This is a genomic window from Sphingomonas sp. HMP9, from assembly GCF_013374115.1.
Classification (GTDB): domain Bacteria; phylum Pseudomonadota; class Alphaproteobacteria; order Sphingomonadales; family Sphingomonadaceae; genus Sphingomonas.
In genome coordinates this window covers 327,840-347,659 of record NZ_AP022673.1, presented here as the reverse complement: position 1 = coordinate 347,659, position 19,820 = coordinate 327,840, and the positions used below count along the sequence as shown (strand labels likewise).

The window sequence follows — 19,820 nt, the reverse complement described above, 5'->3', positions numbered from 1 at the left end:
CACCCGCAACCCATATCCTTCCCAACAGTCCTCCCCAAAATCCAAGGAACATCCGTGACCGAAGACAGCGGCGACCGCGCCGGACGCGCCATCCCGAGCGGCCGCCTTGCCCGCCTCGGCATCTTCGGCAAACTCGCCGGCGGCGTCGCAGGCGGGGTCGTCGCTGAGGGCGCCCGCCGTCTCGCAAACGGCGAGCGGCGCAAGATCGGGGATCTCCTGCTGACCCCGGCCAACGCCACGCGCGTTGCCGATCAGCTCTCCCACCTCCGCGGCGCGGCGATGAAGCTTGGGCAGATGATCTCGATGGACGCGGGCGACATGCTCCCGCCCGAGCTCGCGACGATCCTCGCGCGGTTGCGCAACAACGCGCACCACATGCCACCGCAACAGCTCGACCGCGTGCTCGCCGCAGAATGGGGCAAGGACTGGCGCCGCCGCTTCGCACATTTCCAGGCACACCCAGTCGCCGCAGCCTCGATCGGTCAGGTCCACCGCGCCCGCCTGCCCGACGGCACCGAACTGGCGATCAAGGTCCAGTATCCGGGCGTGAAGGAGAGCATCGACGCGGACGTGGACAACGTCGCGACGCTGCTCCGCGTATCGGGCATGCTCCCCAAGTCGCTCGATATCGCGCCGTTGCTCGACGAGGCGAAGAAGCAGCTCCACGAGGAAGCCGATTACCTCCGCGAAGCGCAGATGCTCGCGCGTTACGGCGACCTGCTCGCCGAGCAGCCGCAGTTCGTCGTCCCGACGCTCTACGCGGATCTCACAACGCCGCGTGTCCTCGCGATGAGCTTCGTCACCGGCGTTCCGGTAGAGACGTTGGAAACCGCGCCGCAGGACGTCCGCGATCGCGTGATGCACGACCTCGTCTCGCTGGTGCTGCGCGAACTGTTCGACTGGCGGCTGATGCAGACCGACCCGAACTTCGCCAACTACCGCTGGCAGCCTGAAACCGAAAAGCTCGTCCTGCTCGACTTCGGCGCCGCCCGCCCCCTTCCCGCCGAAACCGGCGAAGGGTATCGCCGGCTGCTCACCGCAGCGCTGGCGGGCGATCGCGACGCGGTCCGCGACGCCGCGATCGCCGCGGGCTTCCTCGGCGAGGCGGCCGTGTTGCAGCACCGTGCGCTCATCGACCGGATGATCGATGTGATCATCGGCGAGCTCGCCAAGCCCGGCGCGTTCGATTTCGGCGATCGGGCGTTCGTCGGCGTGCTCCGCGAACAGGGCACCGAGATCGCTCGCGACCGCGACACCTGGCACCTGCCCCCGATCGACACGCTGTTCGTCCAGCGCAAGATCAGCGGCACCGCGCTGCTCGCCGCGCGATTGAAGGCGCGCGTCGATATCCGGGCCATGGTCGTCGCCTATTGCGCGGACGACCGGCCCTGACGCTTATCGCAGCCGGAGCGCTTTTCGGACCGCGTCCCAGCTGACATATTTGAAGTTCTGCGTGGCGGGTGCGTTGTCGCCGTCCTGCGCGACGAACAGGCCGCGCGGATAGGCCGGCCCGAAATCACCGAGCATCAGGTCGATGCCGTCGGTATCGCTGGTCCCGTCGATCCCGCCGCCGCCGATCCGGAAGCGGCCTGCATAGGCCATGCCGGGCAGGCGGTAGAGCGTGTAGGCGTTGTCGCCTTGGCTCGACACGATCAGATAGCCGCCGCTCCTGCCAGAGGGTGCGAGGGCGAGCCCCTCGGCATCGGCGAACAGTGTCCTCCCGTCGACCTTGCCGATAGCGGTGGCGGTGGCCGGCGCGGACGGGTCGGCATCGAACCGCCAGAGGCCGACGTCTTCCTCGGCGACATAGAGCTGGCCGGTCCGATCGTCGACAACGCAGCCTTCGGATTGGGTGCCAAGCTTCATCGAGCGGACCGTCGTGACCTTCGGGGAGGCACCCGACAGGTCGATCGCGACCTGATCGATGCGGCCGTCCTTCAGCACGACGAACCCGAACAATGCGTGGTCGCGCGCGCGGGTCCACAGGCACATGCCGTACGCCTCGCCAGGCCCGACCGGGAAGCGACCAAGCGGGACGAGCTTTGCCGCCGCCGTGTCGAGCGTGAACAGCGAGACGTGCGCGGTGTTCACGTCGGCGCGGTCGCTGGCCGCGGCGACCACGCGCGTTCCGAGATCGCGCAGGTCGACATTGTTGAGGCGTTCGGCGGGCGTGAAGCTCAGGCGCTTGCCCGTCAGGCCGTAGACGTGGATGCCGGCCTTCTTGTCGGTGCCGATGACCAGGCTCTTCGCCGGATCGGAGACGTTCCGCCAGATCGCGGGATCGTCCGCGGCATCGGCGACGGTGTCGACCGGATCGGTCTCTGCCGTCGCCGCGACGATCGGTGCGTCGACCGCCACCGGGGTCGAGGTCGTCGCACATCCCGCGAGCAGCAACGCGGCGAAGGGCAGCATGCGCATCAGAACGTCACCCGCACGCCGCCCGTGTAGCGCCGGCCGAACGTCTCATGCTCGATCGTGTACGCGGACGATCCGACGTAGCGACGCCCCGGGCCGTTCAGCAGATTGGCGAAATCCCCGTAGATCTCGACATTGCCGTTGATCGCATAGCGGACCGACGCGTCGAGCTCGTTGTCCTTGGCCCAGTAGAAATCGCCGCCGTCGACGCCGCGGACTACGCCACCGATCGTGTCGACCGCACCGATCGCATCGAGCCACGCCGATCGGTTCTGGTAGGACACGCGGGCGGAGAACCCGTATTTTTCGTAATAGGCGATCAGGTTGTAGATCGCATCCGATGCGCCGGGCAGCGGCACCTTGCGCGACGGGATCGCGCCCGTTGCCGGCGTATCGGCGCGGCTCTTGTTGATCGTCGCGTTGAGCTGGACGCCGAACCCGCCCATCCATTCGGGCAGGCCGAGGTCTGCGGTGAAGGGGTCGAGCTGCTGCTGGATCGCGCCCTCGATCCCCATGATATAGCCTTTGCCGCCGTTGATGATGGTCGAGTAGACATACCCGGACCGATCGACGCCGGGGGTGTTCAGGGTCGTCTGGCCATAGGTGCGGGTCGAGTCGAACAGGACATCGGTGACGTCCTTGTAATACGCGCCGATCGACAGGAAGCCGCGTGGCATCGTGTAATATTCGACGTAGAGATCGACGCCCTTGGCCTTTTCGGGCTTCGCGTCGGGATTGCCGCCCGAGATGGTCGCGTTCGCGTCGTTGAAGCTCAGATTGGGGCGCAGCTGATCGTAATCCGGCCGCGCGGCGCCGGTGTTGAACGACAGGCGCGCCTTCATGCGGTCGTTGACGTCCCAGTTCAGGTGGAGGCTCGGATACACGAGAGTCTGGCTCGACTTCACGTCGATCAGGCCGAGCGACGAGAACGCACTGGCGTCGTTGCGGATATGCTCGATGCGGGCGCCACCGATGATGCTGCCCCAGTTGGTGGTCGTCGTCGCCATCGCATAGGCGGAATAGACCTTCTCGCCGACATCATAGAAATTGGCGTCTGTGGACACGAAGGGGCTGACCGCCTTGGCCTGCTCGACCAGCGCCAGGATCTTGTCCCGATCGAAATACTGGAAGGTGTAGCCGAGCGGGATCTCCCCCTGGAACCCGCCCGGCTTGGCGATCGCGGCGTACCCCGTCGCGATGCCGGCCGCGGCGAACTGCGCGGGTGTGCTCAGGTCGAGCAGATACTCGTTCGCGGTCTTGGTGCGATCGTCGTAGCGGAGCCCGACCGCGAACACCGTCTGCGCGCCGAACACCGCGGCCTCGCGGCTGATGTCGAGCTTGGCGGTATAGGCTTCGGTCACGTCCTTCGCCTTCAGCGACCGCAGTCGCGACAGCGTGCGCGGGAAGTCCTCGATCGACGTCACCTGCGCGCCGCGCGAGAAGGTGCCGTCGGCGTTGCGGATCGTCCGGAACAACTGGACCTTGGCAAGCTGCGGGTCGGTGAAATCGTAACCGACGGTCAGGCGGTTGGCGGCATTCGCGCCGTTGGTGCCGAACGAGGGGCTGTCATAGTTCAGCTGTGCAGGCTGCGAGCGGTCATCGATCGAGCGCGTGAAATTGCCGCGCCACTTCACGTTCCAGGCGCCCAGTTCGTGATCGCCGCCAATCGTGTTGGTGAACACCGACTGCTTGTATTTGCGCACGGTGAAGTTCGAATTGAGATCGATCCCGTAGACCGTGCCGAGCAGCGGCGTGTTGCCCGTGCAGACATCGGCATAGCCGGTCGTGCCCGTCGCAGGCCGCGCGTTGAGCGTGCAGGCGGCAGTGCCATTGGGCGTGCGCGACTGCTGATCGTCGAGATCGAAGATGTAGTTGTTGCGCTGTTCGTCGTCCTGGAACGCCGAGTAGATCGTCTCGGCGAACAGCTTGTGGCCAGGCGCCGGGCGCCAGTCGAGCCGGGTCGACAGCGAGTAGTTCTTCCGTGTCAGGCGGTACAGCTTGTTCTCCGTCTCGCGTGCCCATTTGCGGGTCTCGAAGCCGGGGCGGAGATCGCGGTCGACCGCCTCGAAATCGGTCTCGAAATTGTCGGTGACCATGCCGCGGCGATACAGGCTGGCGGACGAGACGATACCGAACTCGCCGATCCCGGTGTCGATCCGGTCGGAGATGACGAGCGAGCCCTCATATTCGGTCTTCTTGCCGAGTTCGACATGGCCGAGGCCGCCCTTGGCCTGCACCTTCATGCCTGGATAATCGAATGCCGAGCGCGTGATGATGTCGACGTTGCCGGCGATCGTCTCGCCGGTCATGTCCGGGGTGACGGCCTTGCGCACGATGATCTGCGACGCGATCGCCGAGGGGATGGAATCGAAGCGGGCGTCGCGGCCTTCGGGGCTGACGACGTTGATGCCGTCGATCGACAGCGTGGTCCAGTTGATCGGCGCGCCGCGAAGCGTGATGTAGCGCGCCTGGCCCTGGTCGCGCTGGACGCCGACGCCGGGGAGACGGCTGACGGCCTGCGCGACGTTCTGGTCGGGCAGGCGTCCGATCGAATCGGAGGCGATGACCGAGACGAGCGAGGGGCTGGTCCGCTGGATCTGCAGCGCGGCGGCTTCGGATTCCGCGATCGGCCGCGAGCCGGAAACGACGATCTCGTCGCCCTCGCCTGCGTTCGCGCCGGCGTCGACCGTCATCGCCACGTCGAGCGTCACGGCAGCATCGGCGACCGTCACGGCCCGGCGCGTATCGGGGAAGCCGACATAGCGGATCACGACGTCGTGCGTGCCCGCGGGAACGCCGAGCAACGCGAACCGTCCCGTCCGATCGACGACCGTCGACAGGTCCAGCGCCGGGATCGAGACCGACGCCCCGTCGAGATACTCGCCACTGCCGGCCTGCGACACGGTACCGACGATCGAGCCCGCAGCCCGCGGTGCGCCGGCCGGGGTCGCGGCGTTGGCGCCGGCATGAGCGCTGGTTGCGGTCAGCGAGGTCAGCGCACAGCCGGTAAGCAGCGCATGCGCAAGGACGCGACCGCGAACGCGGGTCGACAGGTTCGATTTCATGATATTCCCCCGGGTGGTCCCGACTTCTTCAGCCGGCTTGGAGGCGCGGTAACCGCCGTGCATGGCAGCGACGTTACTTTTGCATGACAGGCCTGTGACAGCGCCGTCATCTGCGACGGGTTCGCGCGCCCGAGGGGATAAATCTACATTAAACCAACGTTAAAATCGCCGGACACGCGATTCTTATATTCGTAACGGACGTGCCACGACCGCCGCCTATCGCGCCCTTCAAGGCAAAGACTGCCGAAAAAGGGAAACTCTCGATGTTGAATTCAGCAAGCCTGCGCTTGCGGCTGCTGGCCGGCGCCGCCCTGACGGTCGCGATCGCGACGCCAGCGTTCGCAGCACCTACGCCGACCGCCGCCAAGGATACGGCGCCTGTTACGGCGGCTCCGACCGATCCCCAGCCGGCAACGGATGCAGAGCCTGCCGCCGGTCAAACCGGTCTCGGCGAGATCGTCGTCACCGCGACCAAGCGCGAGACGAACCTGCAGAAGACGCCGATCGCGATCAACGTGCTCACGAGCCAGGCGCTGACCGATCGCCACGTCCAGAGCCTGTACGACCTCGCCGACGGCGCGGTCCCGTCCTTGCGCGTCGCGACCTTCGAGGCGCGCCAGTCCGCGCTGACGGTCGGCATCCGCGGCATCGTCCCGCTCGACGCCAACCAGCCCGCACGTGAGCAGGGCGTCGGCATCTATATCGACGGCGTCTATCTCGGTCGCCAGCACGGGCTGAACGCAGCGCTGTTCGACGTCGACCGGATCGAAGTCCTGAAGGGTCCGCAAGGCACCCTGTTCGGCCGCAACACCGAGGGCGGCGCGCTGAGCATCGTCACAAAGGCACCGACCGGCAAATGGGGCGGCAGCGCGACCGCGGGCATCGCCAATTACGGCGGCTATAACGGCGCGATCCGCCTCGACCTGCCCGAGACGTACGGCGTCTCGCTGAAGCTCGATGGCGTCGTCCAGTATCAGGGCGCGACCACCAAGAACCCGCTCGTCGGCCAGACCGGCTTCAACTATTTCGACCGTCGCGGTTTCAAGGCGACCGCGCGGATCAAGCCCGTCGAGGGCATGACCGCCGACTTCAGCTACGATAACGGCTACGACGCGAACAGCCCGTTCTACAGCCAGTTGCTGAACGCCAATCCGAACGCCTGCGTCGCCGGCACACAGGCTGCGGCGTCGGCCTGCTACCTGCCGGGCACCAACTTCACCACGCTGACCGGCACCGTCAAGCCGGTGCCCGGACAAGTCGTCGTCAATGGCGACAGCCGCATGAAAATGGCCGACATCGGCGTGCCGCAGCAGCCGAGCATCGACAAGACGCACGGCTATACCTCCAACATCCGCTGGAACGTGTCGCCCGAGATCGAACTGCGCTCGATCACCGCATGGCGCGGCGTCAGCTCGACGCAGTGGGACAATAGCGGCGGCGCGCACCGCGTACCCGTGCTGAGCGTGCTCAACCCGACCGCGGCTAACCCGAACAATTCGGGCTATTTCAGCCGGTACAGCCTCGCCGACCTGCACCAGAGCCAGTTCAGCCAGGAGTTCCAGGCGGTCGGTACGGTCGGCCGGTTCGACTATGTCGGTGGCCTGTATTACTTCCAAGAGCATGTCAGCGACGACGCGGCGACGCCGAACTCGAACCGCTGGAACCAGGATCTCGTCAACAACACGACGGGCGCCAACGGCGCGGACGGCCAGCCCGATATCGGTGCGAACGGCTTGTCCTACACGATCGTCGACCCTTGCACCTACATTGCGAACGCAACCGGCGTTCCCCAGCCCGCCGGATCGCAGCCGGAGTGCCGCTCGATCGATCGCGCATCCGAAGTCCGGTCGAAGAGCTATTCGGCGTACGGCCAGGTGACGATGAACGCGACCGACGCGCTGCATCTGACGGTCGGCGGTCGCTACACCCACGACGACAAGCAGGGCGTCCTGCATTATTCGCGCAACGTCAATTACGACACCAATACCGCGGCCGCGACGGCGGCAGGCTACGCGCCGCTCGACAAGAGCTGGAACCGGTTCAACCCGATGGCGACGCTGGCATATGACGTGAGCGACACGCTTCATGTCTATGCGAAATACGCGACCGGCTACCGCGCGGGCGGTGCCAGCTCGCGCACCGCCAACTACCAGACGTTCAACCCCGAGGACGTGAAGTCGTACGAGATCGGCATGAAATCCGATTTCTGGGATCACCGCGCGCGCCTGAACCTCGCCGGCTACATCATGGACCGCAAGAACAGCCAGGTCGACATCAGCTCGATCCAGCCGTTCAACGGGAGCAACTTCAACAATCTCGTGACGATCAATGCGCCCGGCATCACCAAGATCCGCGGGATCGAGGCCGACCTGACCGTGCAGCCGGTCGACGGCCTGACGCTGACCGCGGGCTATGCCTATACCTACACCAAGATCCCGCCGGTGCTGATCGCGTCGACCGGCGTGTACCAGAACTTCTTCATCGTCTTCACGCCGCGCAACGCCGCGAACGGCGCGATCGACTACACGATGCCGCTCGGCGACCTCGACCTGAAGTTCCATCTGGACGGCAACTACTCGCAGGCCACGCAGACTTTCGACCAGTTCGCGACCAAGAACGATGCGGCGTTCATCGCCAATGGCCGCGTCGCGCTGGCCAATATCCGGGTGAGCGGCACCAATATGCTGACCATCTCGGCCTGGGTGCGCAACATGTTCGACAAGCAGTATGTGTTCCGCCGCGATCCGTCGAACAGCCTGCCGGGCGCACCGACGTCGGGCACCGCAACCGCGGGCAATATCAACAACGTGCTGGGCGACTACGGCAACTTCAACGCGCCGCGGACCTTCGGTGCCGAGGCATCCGTGAAGTTCTGATCGACCACCGGACGATCGAACGACCCGAGCTGGCCCTGCCCGCTCGGGTCGTTCTGCGTTCAGACGCGCGGGAGACGAAGCACCACGCGCAGACCCGGGTTTGCATCCTCGAGCGCGATGGTGCCCCGGTGCAGCCGGACGATCGCCGCGACCAGCGGCAGTCCGAGGCCATGGCCGGTGTCGTGGCGACTGGCATCGAGACGCCCGAACCGCCGCAGCGCCAAAGCATGCTGCTCCACCGGGATCCCCGGACCGTTATCGGCAATGGTCACCGTAATGCTGTCGGCGACGGCTTCGACACCGATCGCGATCCTGGTGCCGACGGGCGTGTGCCGGATCGCGTTCTCGACAAGGTTGACGATCATCTGGCCAAGCATCTGCCGGTCGCCGACGATCGGCGCGTGCGCGGACGCCTCGACCAGCAGCGTACGATCGCTGTCCTCGACAACCGGCTGCATCATCGTCGCGATGTCGGCCGCCAGTTCGCCGAGGTCGATCGGCGCGAAGGCGGCGCGGCGGTCGCCGCCCTCGACCTCCGCGATCCGCAGCATGGCCGCGAACATTTCCAGCAACGCGTCGCTCATCGCGATCGCGGTTTCGAGATCGTCGCGTTGGCCGTCTGTCTGGACGCGCCGCAACGCCAGCGCCAACTGGCTGCGCAAACGTGCCAATGGCGTGCGAAGATCATGCGCTATGTCGTTGGAGACGTTGCTGATGCCGACCATGAGTTCCGATATGCGGTCAAGCATCCGGTTGAACGCCATGGCCTGGTTCGCGAACTCGCCGCCCGATCGATCGACCGGTATGCGCCGCGTCATGTCACCGTCGATGATCGCGTCGACCGTTCGCCGCGTATCGCGGATCCGCCGCCCGATCGTGATCACGAAGAACAGCAGGCCACCGATGACCACCAGCAGGATCGATCCGAAACCGACCGCGTAGATTCGCACGCGCGCCGCATCATAGTCGTCGAACGGTTCGGTTTCAGCGATGGTGACGAGCGTCATGCCGTGCCCGACGTCGCGAACCAGCGCGCGCCCCGCGGATAACCCGGCGATGCGGTCCTTCAGCGCCACCGTGGAGAATCCCATCGGCAGGCGACGCGGCAAGGCGATGTTGCCGCCGAGCCTGCGACCGGTCGGATCGAGCAACAGGAAGCCGATATCGCCGGTGTCGCGCTCATGCGTCGCGGCGTTGATTCGCCGGACGAGTTCTTCGGGACTGCGATCGCCGGAGATGCCGGCGGCGGCATCGCTCACGACCAGGATGCGACGATCGACCAGCCGCTCGATGGTGCGCTGCGTCGCCGCGTAGATCGCGAACCCGGTGCCGAGCGTCGCGACGAGGAACGCGATCAGGAACGCCAGCGTCAGCGCGCGCAGCGACCGCAGGCGAGTCATCCGCGCAGCATGTATCCGACGCCGCGCACCGTGCGGATGGGATCGTCACCGCCAGCCGCGGACAGTTTCACGCGCAGGTGGCGGACATAGACGTCGACGATGTTGGTCGTCGGTGCGAAGTCGTACCCCCAGACCCGCTCGATCAGCATCGCGCGCGTCAGCACCGCGTCGGCATTGGCGACGAACTCGGCGAGCAGCTTGAATTCGAGATTGCCGAGATCGAGCGCGATGCCGTCGCGCCAGGCGCGGAACTTGGTTGGGCTGACGACGATATCGCCCGCGTGGATCGTGTCGGCGCTGCCCCCCGTCCAACCGCGCCCGCGCACGATCGCCGCGAGCCGCGCGCTGAGCTCCTCCGCCGCCACCGGCTTGACCACATAGTCGTCGGCCCCCGCCTGCAATCCCTCGACCTTCTCGACCGAGCGGCCGAGCGCGGTGAGCATGATCACCGGCAGAGTCATATTGCCGCCGCGCAACCGTTCGAGCACCTCCATGCCGTCGACCTTGGGCAGCATCCGATCGAGCACGACCGCATCGAACGGTGCGCTGTCGACCGCCGCCAGCGCCTCGCGACCGTCGGCCGCGACGGTGACGCTGTGATCGAGCCCGCGCAATTCCTCCGCCAGCGTCTGCGCGAACACCGCATCGTCCTCGACCAGCAACAGGTTCAGGCTCATCATCGTCTCACTCGGGCAGGCGGCGTGCGGTTTGTGGAGGGCGTAGCGTAGCATGGATCCACGCGAAGGCGCGAAGGTGCAAAGACGATAGAAGAATTGGTTCGCTAGCCCAGCTGCTAGGGGAGCAGCAGCGTACTCCCCCAAGTCTCGCCGCTTTCCACCGCGCGGTGCGCGTCGGCCGCGTCCTCGAGCGCGAAGGTCTGGCCGATCTCGGGCGTGATCGCCCCGCTGTCGAGCATCGCGAACAGCCGCGCGATCCCCGCCTGCCGCTCCTCCGGCGTTACGTAATAATCGAACAGCGTCGGCCGCGTGACGAACAGCGAGCCTTTCCGCGCGAGAACGCCGATATTGACCCCGTCGACCACGCCGCCCGCATTCCCGTAGCTGACGATCAGACCGCGCCTGGCCGCGCTGTCGAGCGAGGCATTCCAGGTCGCGCCGCCCACGCCGTCCAGCACGATCGGCACGCCCTTGCCGTCGGTGATCTCGCGAACACGCGCGGCAATGTCCTCGGACTTGTGGAGAATGACGTGGTCCGCACCCGCTGCGCGCGTGCGTGCCGCCTTGTCTTGGCTGCCGACGCTGGCGATGACGGTCGCGCCGATCGCCTTCAGCCAGCCAACGAGGATGTGGCCGACTCCGCCCGCTGCCGCATGGACGAGCACGGTCTGGCCCGCCTGCACGTTTGCGCAACGCTCGACCAGGAACTCGGCGGTGGTGCCCTTGAGCAGGATTGCCGCGGCGGTGCGGTCGTCCAGCGTGTCGGGCAGCTTGAACAACTGGGTCGCGGGCACGTTGCGCTCGGTCGCATAGGCGCCGCGCGACGGGCCAAACGTGCCGACCCGGTCGCCGGGTGCGAAGTCGGTGACGCTCTCGCCGACCGCCATCACCACGCCCGCCGCCTCACTGCCGAGCCCCGATGGCAGGTCGACCGGGTAGACGCCGCTGCGGTGATAGGTGTCGATATAGTTCAGCCCGACCGCGGTGTTGCGCATCCAGACCTCGCCCTTGCCCGGCGGCGGCAACGTGACGTCGTGCCACTGGATGACCTCCGGGCCGCCGGTCTGCTCGATGAATGCCACTCTCGCCATGCCGGACTCCTGATGAATTTCGGCGTCAACCTACCCGACGCGTTTCGGGTTGCAACCGATCTCCGGCGAGCCCATTCCTTGGCAAGACAAGATGCGGAGAGGCACGATGAAAAGCTATTTAAAGCAGTATATCGATGGCGCGTGGGTCGATAGCGAGGGCGGCACCGTCTATCAGGTGATCGACCCGTCGACCGAGCAACCCTGCACCGAAATCACGCTTGGCAATGCGGCCGACGTCGACAAGGCGGTCGCTGCGGCGCGCACGGCCTTTGAGAGCTGGAGCCAGACGAGCGTGCAGGAGCGCCTCGATCTACTCGGCCGGATCATGACCGAATATAAGGCGCGGATGCCCGACCTGGCCAAGGCGATGTCGCAGGAGATGGGCGCACCGATGGCGCTGGCGTCGATGGCGCAGGCACCCACCGGACTCGCGCATTTCTCGGCGACCGCAAAGGCGCTGGCGGCGTTCGAATTCTCCGAGACGATCGGCAAGGCGACCGTCGTGCACGAGCCGCTCGGCGTCGTCGCGATGATCACGCCGTGGAACTGGCCGCTCAACCAGATCTGCGCAAAGGTCGCACCGGCGCTGGCCGCGGGCGACACGATGATCCTGAAGCCGTCCGAGGAGGCGCCGTCCTGCGCGGTGATCCTGGCGGAGATCATGGACGCGGCGGGCGTGCCCGCGGGGGTGTTCAACCTCGTCAACGGCGACGGGCCCGGAGTCGGCGCAGCACTGTGCGCGCACCGCGACGTCGACATGGTGAGCTTTACCGGATCGACGCGCGCCGGCATCGCGGTCGCGCTGGCGGCGGCACCGACGGTCAAGCGCGTGCATCAGGAGCTCGGCGGCAAGGCGGCGAACCTCGTCCTCGAGGGTTCCGATCTGGCGGCGGTGCTGCCGCCGACGGTGGCCGGCGTGCTCGCCAATTCGGGGCAGAGCTGCATCGCGCCGACTCGCCTGCTCGTCCATGCGAGCCAGGTCGCCGAGGCGACCGCGATCGTGAAGTCGATGATGGAGCAGACCAAGGTCGGCGATCCCGCCGAGATGGGCCAGCATATCGGCCCGGTCGTCAACAAGGCGCAGTTCGACAAGATCCAGGGGCTGATCCAGTCCGCGATCGACGAAGGCGCGACGCTGGTGACGGGCGGCGTGGGTCGTCCGGACGGCCGCAATGCGGGCTATTACATCCAGCCGACGCTGTTCACCGACGTGCGCCCCGACATGCGGATCGCGCAGGAAGAGACGTTCGGCCCGGTCGCGACGATCACCGCCTACGCCGATCAGGACGAGGGCATCCGCATCGCCAACGCGACCGAATACGGGCTGTCAGCGACGATCTCGGGCGACCCAGCGGCGGCGGCGAAGGTGGCCCCACGGCTGCGCGCGGGGCTGGTCACGATCAATTCTTGGAGCCCCGACATCGGCGCGCCGTTCGGCGGATACAAACAGTCGGGCAACGGTCGCGAGAACGGCCGCTATGGGCTGACCGACTTCATGGAAGTGAAAACGATCACCGGCCTGCCGGGTGACGTACGCGAGGGCAAGCCGGCCGAAGCGGGGGCGTGAGGGTATGCCCCTCTCCCCGGGAGAGGGGCCAACCGACAAAGGAGGAGCTAAGTGCGCGTGCGTTAATCACTCGCAGCCCGTCATCCTGACGAAAGTCAGGATCCAGAGCCATTAGGCTGACTTTCTTGGCCCTGGATCCTGACTTTCGTCAGGATGACGGACTAATCGAGGTTCGGACGCAGCCAGCGCTCGGCCGTTTTCAGGTCCGCGCCACGTCGCGCCGCATAGTCCTCGAGCTGGTCACGGCCGACACGCGCGACGCCGAAATACTCCGCCTGCGGGTGGCCGAAATAGAAGCCGGAGACCGCCGCGGTCGGGAACATCGCGAAGCTCTCGGTTAGTTCGAGCCCGGTCGCGGTCTCGGCGTCGAGCAGGTCGAATAGAATCGGCTTGAGGCTGTGATCGGGGCATGCGGGATAGCCCGGCGCCGGGCGGATGCCGCGATACTGCTCCTTGATCATCGCTTCGTTGGTGAGCTGTTCGTCCGGCGCATAACCCCACAGATCGGTACGGACATGCTTGTGAAGCCGCTCGGCGAATGCCTCGGCGAAGCGATCGGCGAGCGCCTTGAGCAGAATGTCGTTGTAATCGTCATTGTCCGCCTTGAAGCGCGCGATGTGCGCGTCGATCCCGTGGATGCCGACCGCGAACCCGCCGAACCAGTCGTCCTGCGTATCGACGAAATCGGCGAGACACATGTTCGCGCGGCCCTCGCGCTTGGCGATCTGCTGGCGGAGCATGGGGAGCCTGACTTCCTTCTGCTCCCTCTCCCCTTTGGGGAGAGGGTCGGGGTGAGGGGCTGTTCCGGGCGCAGCATGGCTTGGCTGCCCCTCACCCCAGCCCTCTCCCCGCAGGGGAGAGGGAGCAGTGACCACCACGTCATCCCCCTCGCGCCGCGCGGGCCAAAGCCCGGCGACACCGCGCGGGGTCAGCCACTTCTCCGCGACGATCGTGTCGAGCATCGCCTGCGCATCCGCATAGAGCGACGACGCGCTCTGGCCGACGACCTCATCGGTCAGGATCGCCGGGAAATTCCCCGCCAGCTCCCATGCGCGGAAGAACGGCGTCCAGTCGATATAGTCGCGCAGGTCGGTCAGATCCCAGTCCGCGAACACGTGCACGCCGGGCTTCACGGGCGCGGCAGGCTTCATCGCGAAGTCCGCCACGAACCCACGCGCGCGCGCAGTTTCCAGCGGCAGCAGCTCGCTCTGCCCCTTGTTGGCGCGTGCGATCCGCACTGCCTCATATTCGTCCGCGGTCCTGGTTACGAACTCGTCGCGGATCGTGTCCGACACCAGGGTCGAGGCGACACCGACCGCGCGGCTCGCATCTAGCACGTGGACGACCGGGCCGTCATAGGCCGGCGCGATCCGGAGCGCGGTATGCACCTTCGACGTCGTCGCGCCGCCGATCAGCAGCGGCATCGTCATGCCCGCGCGCTTCATCTCCTCGGCGACCGTCACCATCTCGTCGAGGCTCGGCGTGATCAGCCCGGACAGCCCGATCATGTCCGCGTCGTTCTCGTTCGCGGCCTCGAGGATCTTCGACCACGGCACCATGACGCCCAGATCGACCACGTCGAAGCCGTTGCACTGGAGCACGACGCCGACGATGTTCTTGCCGATATCATGCACGTCGCCCTTGACGGTCGCCATGATGATCTTGCCCTTGCCGCGCGCGCCGGGCTCCTTGGCCGCCTCGATGTACGGCAGCAGATGCGCGACCGCCTTCTTCATGACGCGCGCCGATTTGACGACCTGCGGCAGGAACATCTTGCCGCTGCCGAACAGGTCGCCGACCACGTTCATGCCGTCCATCAGCGGGCCTTCGATCACCTCGATCGGCCGGCCGCCATTGCCGGCGATGATCAGCCGCGCTTCCTCGGTATCTTCGACGACGTGGAGGTCGATGCCCTTGACCAGCGCATATTCGAGCCGCTTGTTGACGCCGAGCGAGCGCCATTCGGCCGCCGCCTTCTCGGCGACCACGTCGGTGCCGCGATAGCGTTCGGCGAGCGCGACGAGGCGGTCGCCGGCCTCGACATCCTTATTGAGCACGACGTCCTCGACCGCCTGGCGCAGTTCGGGGTCGATATCGTCGTAGATGTCGAGCTGACCGGCGTTGACGATCGCCATGTCCATGCCCGCGGGGATCGCGTAATACAGGAACACGCTGTGCATCGCGCGGCGGACCGGCTCGTTACCGCGGAACGAGAAGCTGAAGTTCGACAGTCCGCCCGAGATATGGACATGCGGGCAGCGCGCCTTGATCTCCTTGCACGCCTCGATGAAGTCGACGCCGTAATTGTTGTGCTCCTCGATCCCCGTCGCGACCGCGAAGACGTTGGGATCGAAGATGATGTCCTCAGGGGGAAAGCCGATCCCGACGAGCAGCTTGTACGCGCGCTCGCAGATCTCGACCTTGCGGTCCCTGGTGTCCGCCTGCCCGACCTCGTCGAACGCCATCACGACCACCGCCGCACCGTACGCCATGCACTTCTTGGCCTGCGCCAGGAACTGCTCCTCGCCCTCCTTCATGCTGATCGAATTGACGATCGGCTTACCGCTGACGCACTTCAGCCCCGCCTCGATCACACTCCATTTTGAGCTGTCGACCATGAACGGGATGCGCGCGATATCGGGTTCGGCGGCGATGAGCTTGAGGAACGTCGTCATCGCGTGGTGCGCGTCGAGCAGCCCCTCGTCCATGTTGACGTCGAGCACCTGCGCACCGCTCTCGACCTGCTGCCGCGCGACCTCGACCGCGGCGGGGTAATCGCCCGCCATGATCAGCTTCTTGAACCGCGCCGAGCCGGTGACATTGGTGCGCTCGCCGATGTTGACGAAACTGGTGGAGGAGGAAGTCGTGGTCATATCATTCTCTTCTAGCCCCCTCTCCCCTCCGGGGAGAGGGTTGGGGTGAGGGGCAGTTCCGGGCGGTGGCGCTGGTGGCGCCCCTCACCCCGGCCCTCTCCCCGCAGGGGAGAGGGAGCAGTAGATCAGGCCGCCATCGTGAACGGCTCGAGGCCGGCAAGCTTGGTCCGCACCTCCGGCCGAGCAACCGCGCGTGGTTCCAGCCCGCGCACGCCGTCGGCCATCGCCTTGATATGCGCCGGCGTCGATCCGCAGCAGCCGCCGAGCACGTTGACCTGTTTCGCCACCGCCCACTCGCCGACCAGACCCGCCGTCGTCGCAGGCTGCTCGTCATATTCACCGAGTTCGTTGGGCAGCCCAGCGTTCGGATAGATCATGATCAGCGTGTCGGCGATGCCCGCCAAGGTCTTCACATGCGGCCGCAGCTGCTCCGCGCCGAACGAGCAGTTCAGCCCGATCGTGATCGGCTTGGCGTGCCGCACCGCATGCCAGAACGCCTCGACCGTATGGCCCGACAGGTTGCGCCCCGACAGATCGGTCAGCGTCATCGACAGCATGATCGGCACGTCGCGCCCGAGGTCGTCGCCCGCCTCGATCGCCGCCATGATGCCTGCCTTGGCGTTGAGCGTATCGAACACCGTCTCGATCAGGATGAAGTCGACACCGACCCCCTCGCCGCCTTCGAGCAGCGCGTCGATCTGTTCGCGGTACACGCCCTTCAGATAATCGAAGTCGATCTCGCGATAGCCGGGATCGTTGACGTCGGGCGACAGCGACAGCGTCTTGTTGGTCGGCCCGATCGCACCGGCAACGAAGCGCGGGCGGCCGTCCTTCGCTTCATACTCGTTGGCGAGCCGGCGGGCGATCTTCGCGCTCTCGACGTTGATGTCGCGCACCAGCGCTTCCGCGCCATAATCCGCCTGGCTGATGACGTTCGCGCTGAACGTGTTGGTCGACACGATGTCCGACCCCGCCTCCAGATATTCGCGCGTGATGGTCTCGGGCACTTCCGGCTTGGTGATCGCCAGGATGTCGTTGTTGCCCTTCTGGTCGTGGCTCAGCCCGAGAGTGCCCGCATAGGCCGCCTCGTCGAGCTTCCAGTTCTGGATCTCGGTCCCGAACGCGCCGTCGGTGATCAGGATGCGCTTGGCGGCTTCCGCGTTGAAACGTTCACGTGGTGTCATCGTCTTGTCTCCTCCCCTCCCGCTTGCGGGAGGGGTCGGGGGAGGGCTTGTCAGAACCGCTTGCGGCGCGCTTGAGGAAGGCACAGGCCCTCCCCTAGCCCCTCCCGCAGGCGGGAGGGGAATTACGCCGCGGCGACCGTCGCCGCAGGCTTCGCGCGCACGCCAAGCATATGACAGATAGCATAGGCGAGTTCGGCGCGATTGAGCGTGTAGAAGTGGAAATCCTTCACGCCGCCCGCGTAAAGCCGCCGGCACATCTCGGCCGCGATCGTCGCTGCAACGAGTTGCCGCGCCGAGGGATGATCGTCGAGCCCTTCGAACAAGCGGTCCATCCAAGCCGGGATCTCCGCACCGCACAGCCCGGCGAACTTCCGCGTCTGCGCGACGTTCGAAACCGGCAGGATGCCCGGCAGGATCTGCGCGGTGATGCCCGCGGCCGCGACCCGGTCGCGGAAGCGGAAATACGCCTCGGGCGAGAAGAAGAACTGCGTGATCGCACGGCTCGCGCCCGCATCGAGCTTGCGCTTGAGATTGTCGATGTCGAAGTCGTGACCGCCCGATTCCGGATGGCACTCGGGATAGGCCGCAACCGAAATCTCGAACGGATGAAGCTTCCGCAAGCCGGCGACCAGCGCCGCCGCATTCTCATACCCGCCCGGATGCGCGTGATAGGGCTGGCCGAGCGTCGGCATGTCGCCGCGCAGCGCAACGATATGGCGCACGCCCGCCGTCCAATATTCCTCGGCGACCTGGTCGATCTCGGCCTTGCTCGCCTCGACGCAGGTAAGATGCGCGGCCGCGTTCATCGACGTCTCGCGCTGGATCCGCGCCACCGTGGCGTGCGTCCGCTCGCGCGTCGATCCGCCCGCGCCATAGGTCACCGAAACGAAATCGGGGCCGAGCGGCTCCAGCGTCCGGATCGCCTCCCAGAGCTGCGTATCCATCTTCTCGGTCTTGGGCGGGAAGAATTCGAAGCTGATGCCAACGTCGCCCGCCAGATCCGCGAACAGCGGTTCTTCGAGCGCGCGGCGGGCTTCTGCCAATTGGGGGATCGAAATGTTCGTCATGCCGCCTTCACCTCACGCAAGCTCGCGCCGACCTTCCGGCCGAGCCATAATTTCACCGTCAACTCGCCGCCCTCGAGCGTCTCGATCCGCACGGTCTGCAATCCTGCCGCCTCGAACCAAACCGCCATCTGCTCGTCCGCAAAGCCGAGGCGCGTATGGGCGTCGCGCACCCTGAGGTCCTCACGGTCGTGGCTCGCAAAATCGGCGATCAGCAACCGGCCGCCCGGCGCCAGCACGCGCGCGGCCTCGCTCACAGCAGCGCCAGGCTGCTGTGCGAAATGCAGGACGTGATGCAGGATCGCGACATCGGCCGCGGCATCCGCCATCGGCAGCGCATACAGATCCGCCTGCCGCAGCTCGGCGTGCGTCATGTCGTGCAGCTTGGCGCGCGCCAGTCGCAGCATTTCCGAACTGCGATCGATTCCGAGCGCGACCGTCGCCCGGCCGCCGAACAGCTCGAGCATTCGCCCGGTCCCCGTACCGATGTCGATCAGCGTACCGATCGACGCGTCGCCCAGCACCGCAGCCATAGCCGCCTCGACCTCGCTATCGGCAACGTGCAGCGACCGGATCGCATCCCACTCGTCGGCATGTCCCTCGAACCACGCCGCCGCGCTGGCCGCGCGGTCGGCGCGCACCGCCGCAAGCCGCGCGGCGTCCGCCACTGCCCAGTGATCCGGCTCGGTCTTCGCCCAGGCATCGAGTGCCCCCGCGACCGGCTCGACGACGTCCGAGGCGCCAAGGGCCACGAACACCCAGCTCCCCTCCTTGCGACGTTCCGCGAGACCGGCATCGCACAGAATCTTCACATGCCGCGACACGCGCGGCTGGCTCTGTCCGAGGACCTGCGCAAGCTCGCCGACCGACAGCTCCATCCGCCGCAACAGCGCGAGTATCCGCAGCCGCGTCGCGTCCGCCAGAGCACGGAAGATTTCGAGCGCCATCGTCATGCCACGACATATAAAGAATTCTTTATATGACGTCAACGCGGGCGTGAGCTTCCGTCTTGCCGAACTTATGCCCCGACAACTTGTCGCATCGCGTCGGCCGTGACGGATCGGAAACGCTCTACCCGCGTTCGATTGCGCTATGGGCCGGGCTATCGCTGGTCCACAAGACGACATCCACGGGAGTAGATACCTATGAAGAAGTTCCTGATCCCCGCCCTGGCACTGACCGCCGGTCTCGCCGCCTGCAGCAACAACGCACAGGACCAGACCGCACAGGCTGCCAACGCCATTGCCGCCGATGCCAGCGCAACCACTACCAACGCCGTCGACGACGTCAGCGCCGCAAGCGATCGCGCGCTTGGCTCGGCCGAGCGTTCGCTCGACAATGCCGGCGCCAAGATGGACAACTCGACCGATCATCTCGACGCCAAGGCCGACCGCGCCGGTGACCGGGTCGAAGCCGGCGCAGACCGTACCGGCGCCGCGATCAGCAACGGTGCAGACCGCGCCGCCGACGCCACCGGCAACGCGCTGACCCGCGCCGGCAACGCGATCAAGGACTAACCCTTGCGAAGGCGCCCCCACTCGTCCGCCACCTCAGCGCGCGCTGAGGTCGTCCGGTTCGGGTCAAAACGACCTGCCCGTAAAGATGCCA

13 protein-coding genes are annotated in these 19,820 nt (G+C 66.3%); 4 read left to right on the top strand and 9 right to left on the bottom strand.

Annotation, left to right across the window (positions count from 1 at the left end):
* Positions 1 to 54: 54 nt before the first annotated feature.
* On the top strand, positions 55 to 1,392 hold the full coding sequence (locus tag HMP09_RS01630) for an ABC1 kinase family protein (protein ID WP_232090540.1): 1,338 nt from the start codon (positions 55 to 57) through the stop codon (positions 1,390 to 1,392).
* A gap of 3 nt (positions 1,393 to 1,395) precedes the next feature.
* Here HMP09_RS01630 and HMP09_RS01625 read toward each other — a convergent pair whose 3' ends face one another.
* Positions 1,396 to 2,412, bottom strand: coding sequence for a phytase (locus HMP09_RS01625; protein ID WP_176498909.1), 1,017 nt, complete (start codon positions 2,410 to 2,412; stop codon positions 1,396 to 1,398).
* A 5-nt stretch (positions 2,413 to 2,417) separates the two neighbouring features.
* A complete protein-coding gene (locus tag HMP09_RS01620) occupies positions 2,418 to 5,480 on the bottom strand; it encodes a TonB-dependent receptor (RefSeq protein ID WP_176498908.1) in 3,063 nt (1,020 codons plus the stop codon).
* A 263-nt stretch (positions 5,481 to 5,743) separates the two neighbouring features.
* Between HMP09_RS01620 and HMP09_RS01615 the strand changes: the two genes are divergently transcribed.
* On the top strand, positions 5,744 to 8,356 hold the full coding sequence (locus HMP09_RS01615; protein WP_176498907.1) for a TonB-dependent receptor: 2,613 nt from the start codon (positions 5,744 to 5,746) through the stop codon (positions 8,354 to 8,356).
* A gap of 59 nt (positions 8,357 to 8,415) precedes the next feature.
* Here HMP09_RS01615 and HMP09_RS01610 read toward each other — a convergent pair whose 3' ends face one another.
* From HMP09_RS01610 to HMP09_RS01600, 3 genes are all read right to left on the bottom strand, one after another.
* Complete coding sequence (locus tag HMP09_RS01610) at positions 8,416 to 9,756, bottom strand: sensor histidine kinase (protein WP_176498906.1); 1,341 nt, start codon at positions 9,754 to 9,756, stop codon at positions 8,416 to 8,418.
* A complete protein-coding gene (locus tag HMP09_RS01605) occupies positions 9,753 to 10,487 on the bottom strand; it encodes a response regulator transcription factor (RefSeq protein ID WP_232090539.1) in 735 nt (244 codons plus the stop codon). The genes HMP09_RS01610 and HMP09_RS01605 overlap by 4 nt, the downstream gene beginning before the upstream one ends.
* 62 nt (positions 10,488 to 10,549) lie before the next feature.
* Positions 10,550 to 11,524 carry a quinone oxidoreductase family protein gene (locus tag HMP09_RS01600; protein ID WP_176498905.1) on the bottom strand — a complete coding sequence of 325 codons (975 nt, stop codon included), beginning with the start codon at positions 11,522 to 11,524 and terminating at the stop codon, positions 10,550 to 10,552.
* A 106-nt stretch (positions 11,525 to 11,630) separates the two neighbouring features.
* Between HMP09_RS01600 and HMP09_RS01595 the strand changes: the two genes are divergently transcribed.
* A complete protein-coding gene (locus tag HMP09_RS01595; protein ID WP_176498904.1) occupies positions 11,631 to 13,091 on the top strand; it encodes an aldehyde dehydrogenase family protein in 1,461 nt (486 codons plus the stop codon).
* A 161-nt stretch (positions 13,092 to 13,252) separates the two neighbouring features.
* Here the strand turns inward: HMP09_RS01595 and metH are convergent, their stop codons facing one another.
* From metH to HMP09_RS01575, 4 genes are all read right to left on the bottom strand, one after another.
* On the bottom strand, positions 13,253 to 15,964 hold the full coding sequence (gene metH, locus HMP09_RS01590; RefSeq protein ID WP_176498903.1) for a methionine synthase: 2,712 nt from the start codon (positions 15,962 to 15,964) through the stop codon (positions 13,253 to 13,255).
* Positions 15,965 to 16,089: 125 nt separating this feature from the next.
* Positions 16,090 to 17,148: a homocysteine S-methyltransferase family protein gene (locus HMP09_RS01585; protein ID WP_176498902.1), complete on the bottom strand. Its 1,059-nt coding sequence runs from the start codon at positions 17,146 to 17,148 to the stop codon at positions 16,090 to 16,092.
* A gap of 122 nt (positions 17,149 to 17,270) precedes the next feature.
* Positions 17,271 to 18,215, bottom strand: a complete 945-nt coding sequence (gene metF, locus HMP09_RS01580; RefSeq protein WP_176498901.1) for a methylenetetrahydrofolate reductase [NAD(P)H] — start codon at positions 18,213 to 18,215, stop codon at positions 17,271 to 17,273.
* Complete coding sequence (locus HMP09_RS01575; protein WP_176498900.1) at positions 18,212 to 19,165, bottom strand: ArsR/SmtB family transcription factor; 954 nt, start codon at positions 19,163 to 19,165, stop codon at positions 18,212 to 18,214. The genes metF and HMP09_RS01575 overlap by 4 nt, the downstream gene beginning before the upstream one ends.
* Positions 19,166 to 19,357: 192 nt before the next feature.
* On the opposite strand from HMP09_RS01575, the gene HMP09_RS01570 reads away from it, so the two are divergent.
* A complete protein-coding gene (locus HMP09_RS01570) occupies positions 19,358 to 19,729 on the top strand; it encodes a hypothetical protein (RefSeq protein WP_176498899.1) in 372 nt (123 codons plus the stop codon).
* Positions 19,730 to 19,820 lie beyond the last annotated feature (91 nt).

Bases quoted from the DNA above. Each gene is read 5' to 3' on its own strand.
- HMP09_RS01570 (WP_176498899.1), top strand. From the start codon at position 19,358: ATGAAGAAGTTCCTGATCCCCGCCCTGGCACTGACCGCCGGTCTCGCC.
- HMP09_RS01615 (WP_176498907.1), top strand. From the start codon at position 5,744: ATGTTGAATTCAGCAAGCCTGCGCTTGCGGCTGCTGGCCGGCGCCGCC.
- HMP09_RS01575 (WP_176498900.1), bottom strand. From the start codon at position 19,165: ATGACGATGGCGCTCGAAATCTTCCGTGCTCTGGCGGACGCGACGCGG.
- metF (WP_176498901.1), bottom strand. From the start codon at position 18,215: ATGACGAACATTTCGATCCCCCAATTGGCAGAAGCCCGCCGCGCGCTC.
- HMP09_RS01600 (WP_176498905.1), bottom strand. From the start codon at position 11,524: ATGGCGAGAGTGGCATTCATCGAGCAGACCGGCGGCCCGGAGGTCATC.
- HMP09_RS01610 (WP_176498906.1), bottom strand. From the start codon at position 9,756: ATGACTCGCCTGCGGTCGCTGCGCGCGCTGACGCTGGCGTTCCTGATC.
- metH (WP_176498903.1), bottom strand. From the start codon at position 15,964: ATGACCACGACTTCCTCCTCCACCAGTTTCGTCAACATCGGCGAGCGC.
- HMP09_RS01620 (WP_176498908.1), bottom strand. From the start codon at position 5,480: ATGAAATCGAACCTGTCGACCCGCGTTCGCGGTCGCGTCCTTGCGCAT.
- HMP09_RS01625 (WP_176498909.1), bottom strand. From the start codon at position 2,412: ATGCTGCCCTTCGCCGCGTTGCTGCTCGCGGGATGTGCGACGACCTCG.
- HMP09_RS01605 (WP_232090539.1), bottom strand. From the start codon at position 10,487: ATGCTACGCTACGCCCTCCACAAACCGCACGCCGCCTGCCCGAGTGAG.
- HMP09_RS01585 (WP_176498902.1), bottom strand. From the start codon at position 17,148: ATGACACCACGTGAACGTTTCAACGCGGAAGCCGCCAAGCGCATCCTG.
- HMP09_RS01595 (WP_176498904.1), top strand. From the start codon at position 11,631: ATGAAAAGCTATTTAAAGCAGTATATCGATGGCGCGTGGGTCGATAGC.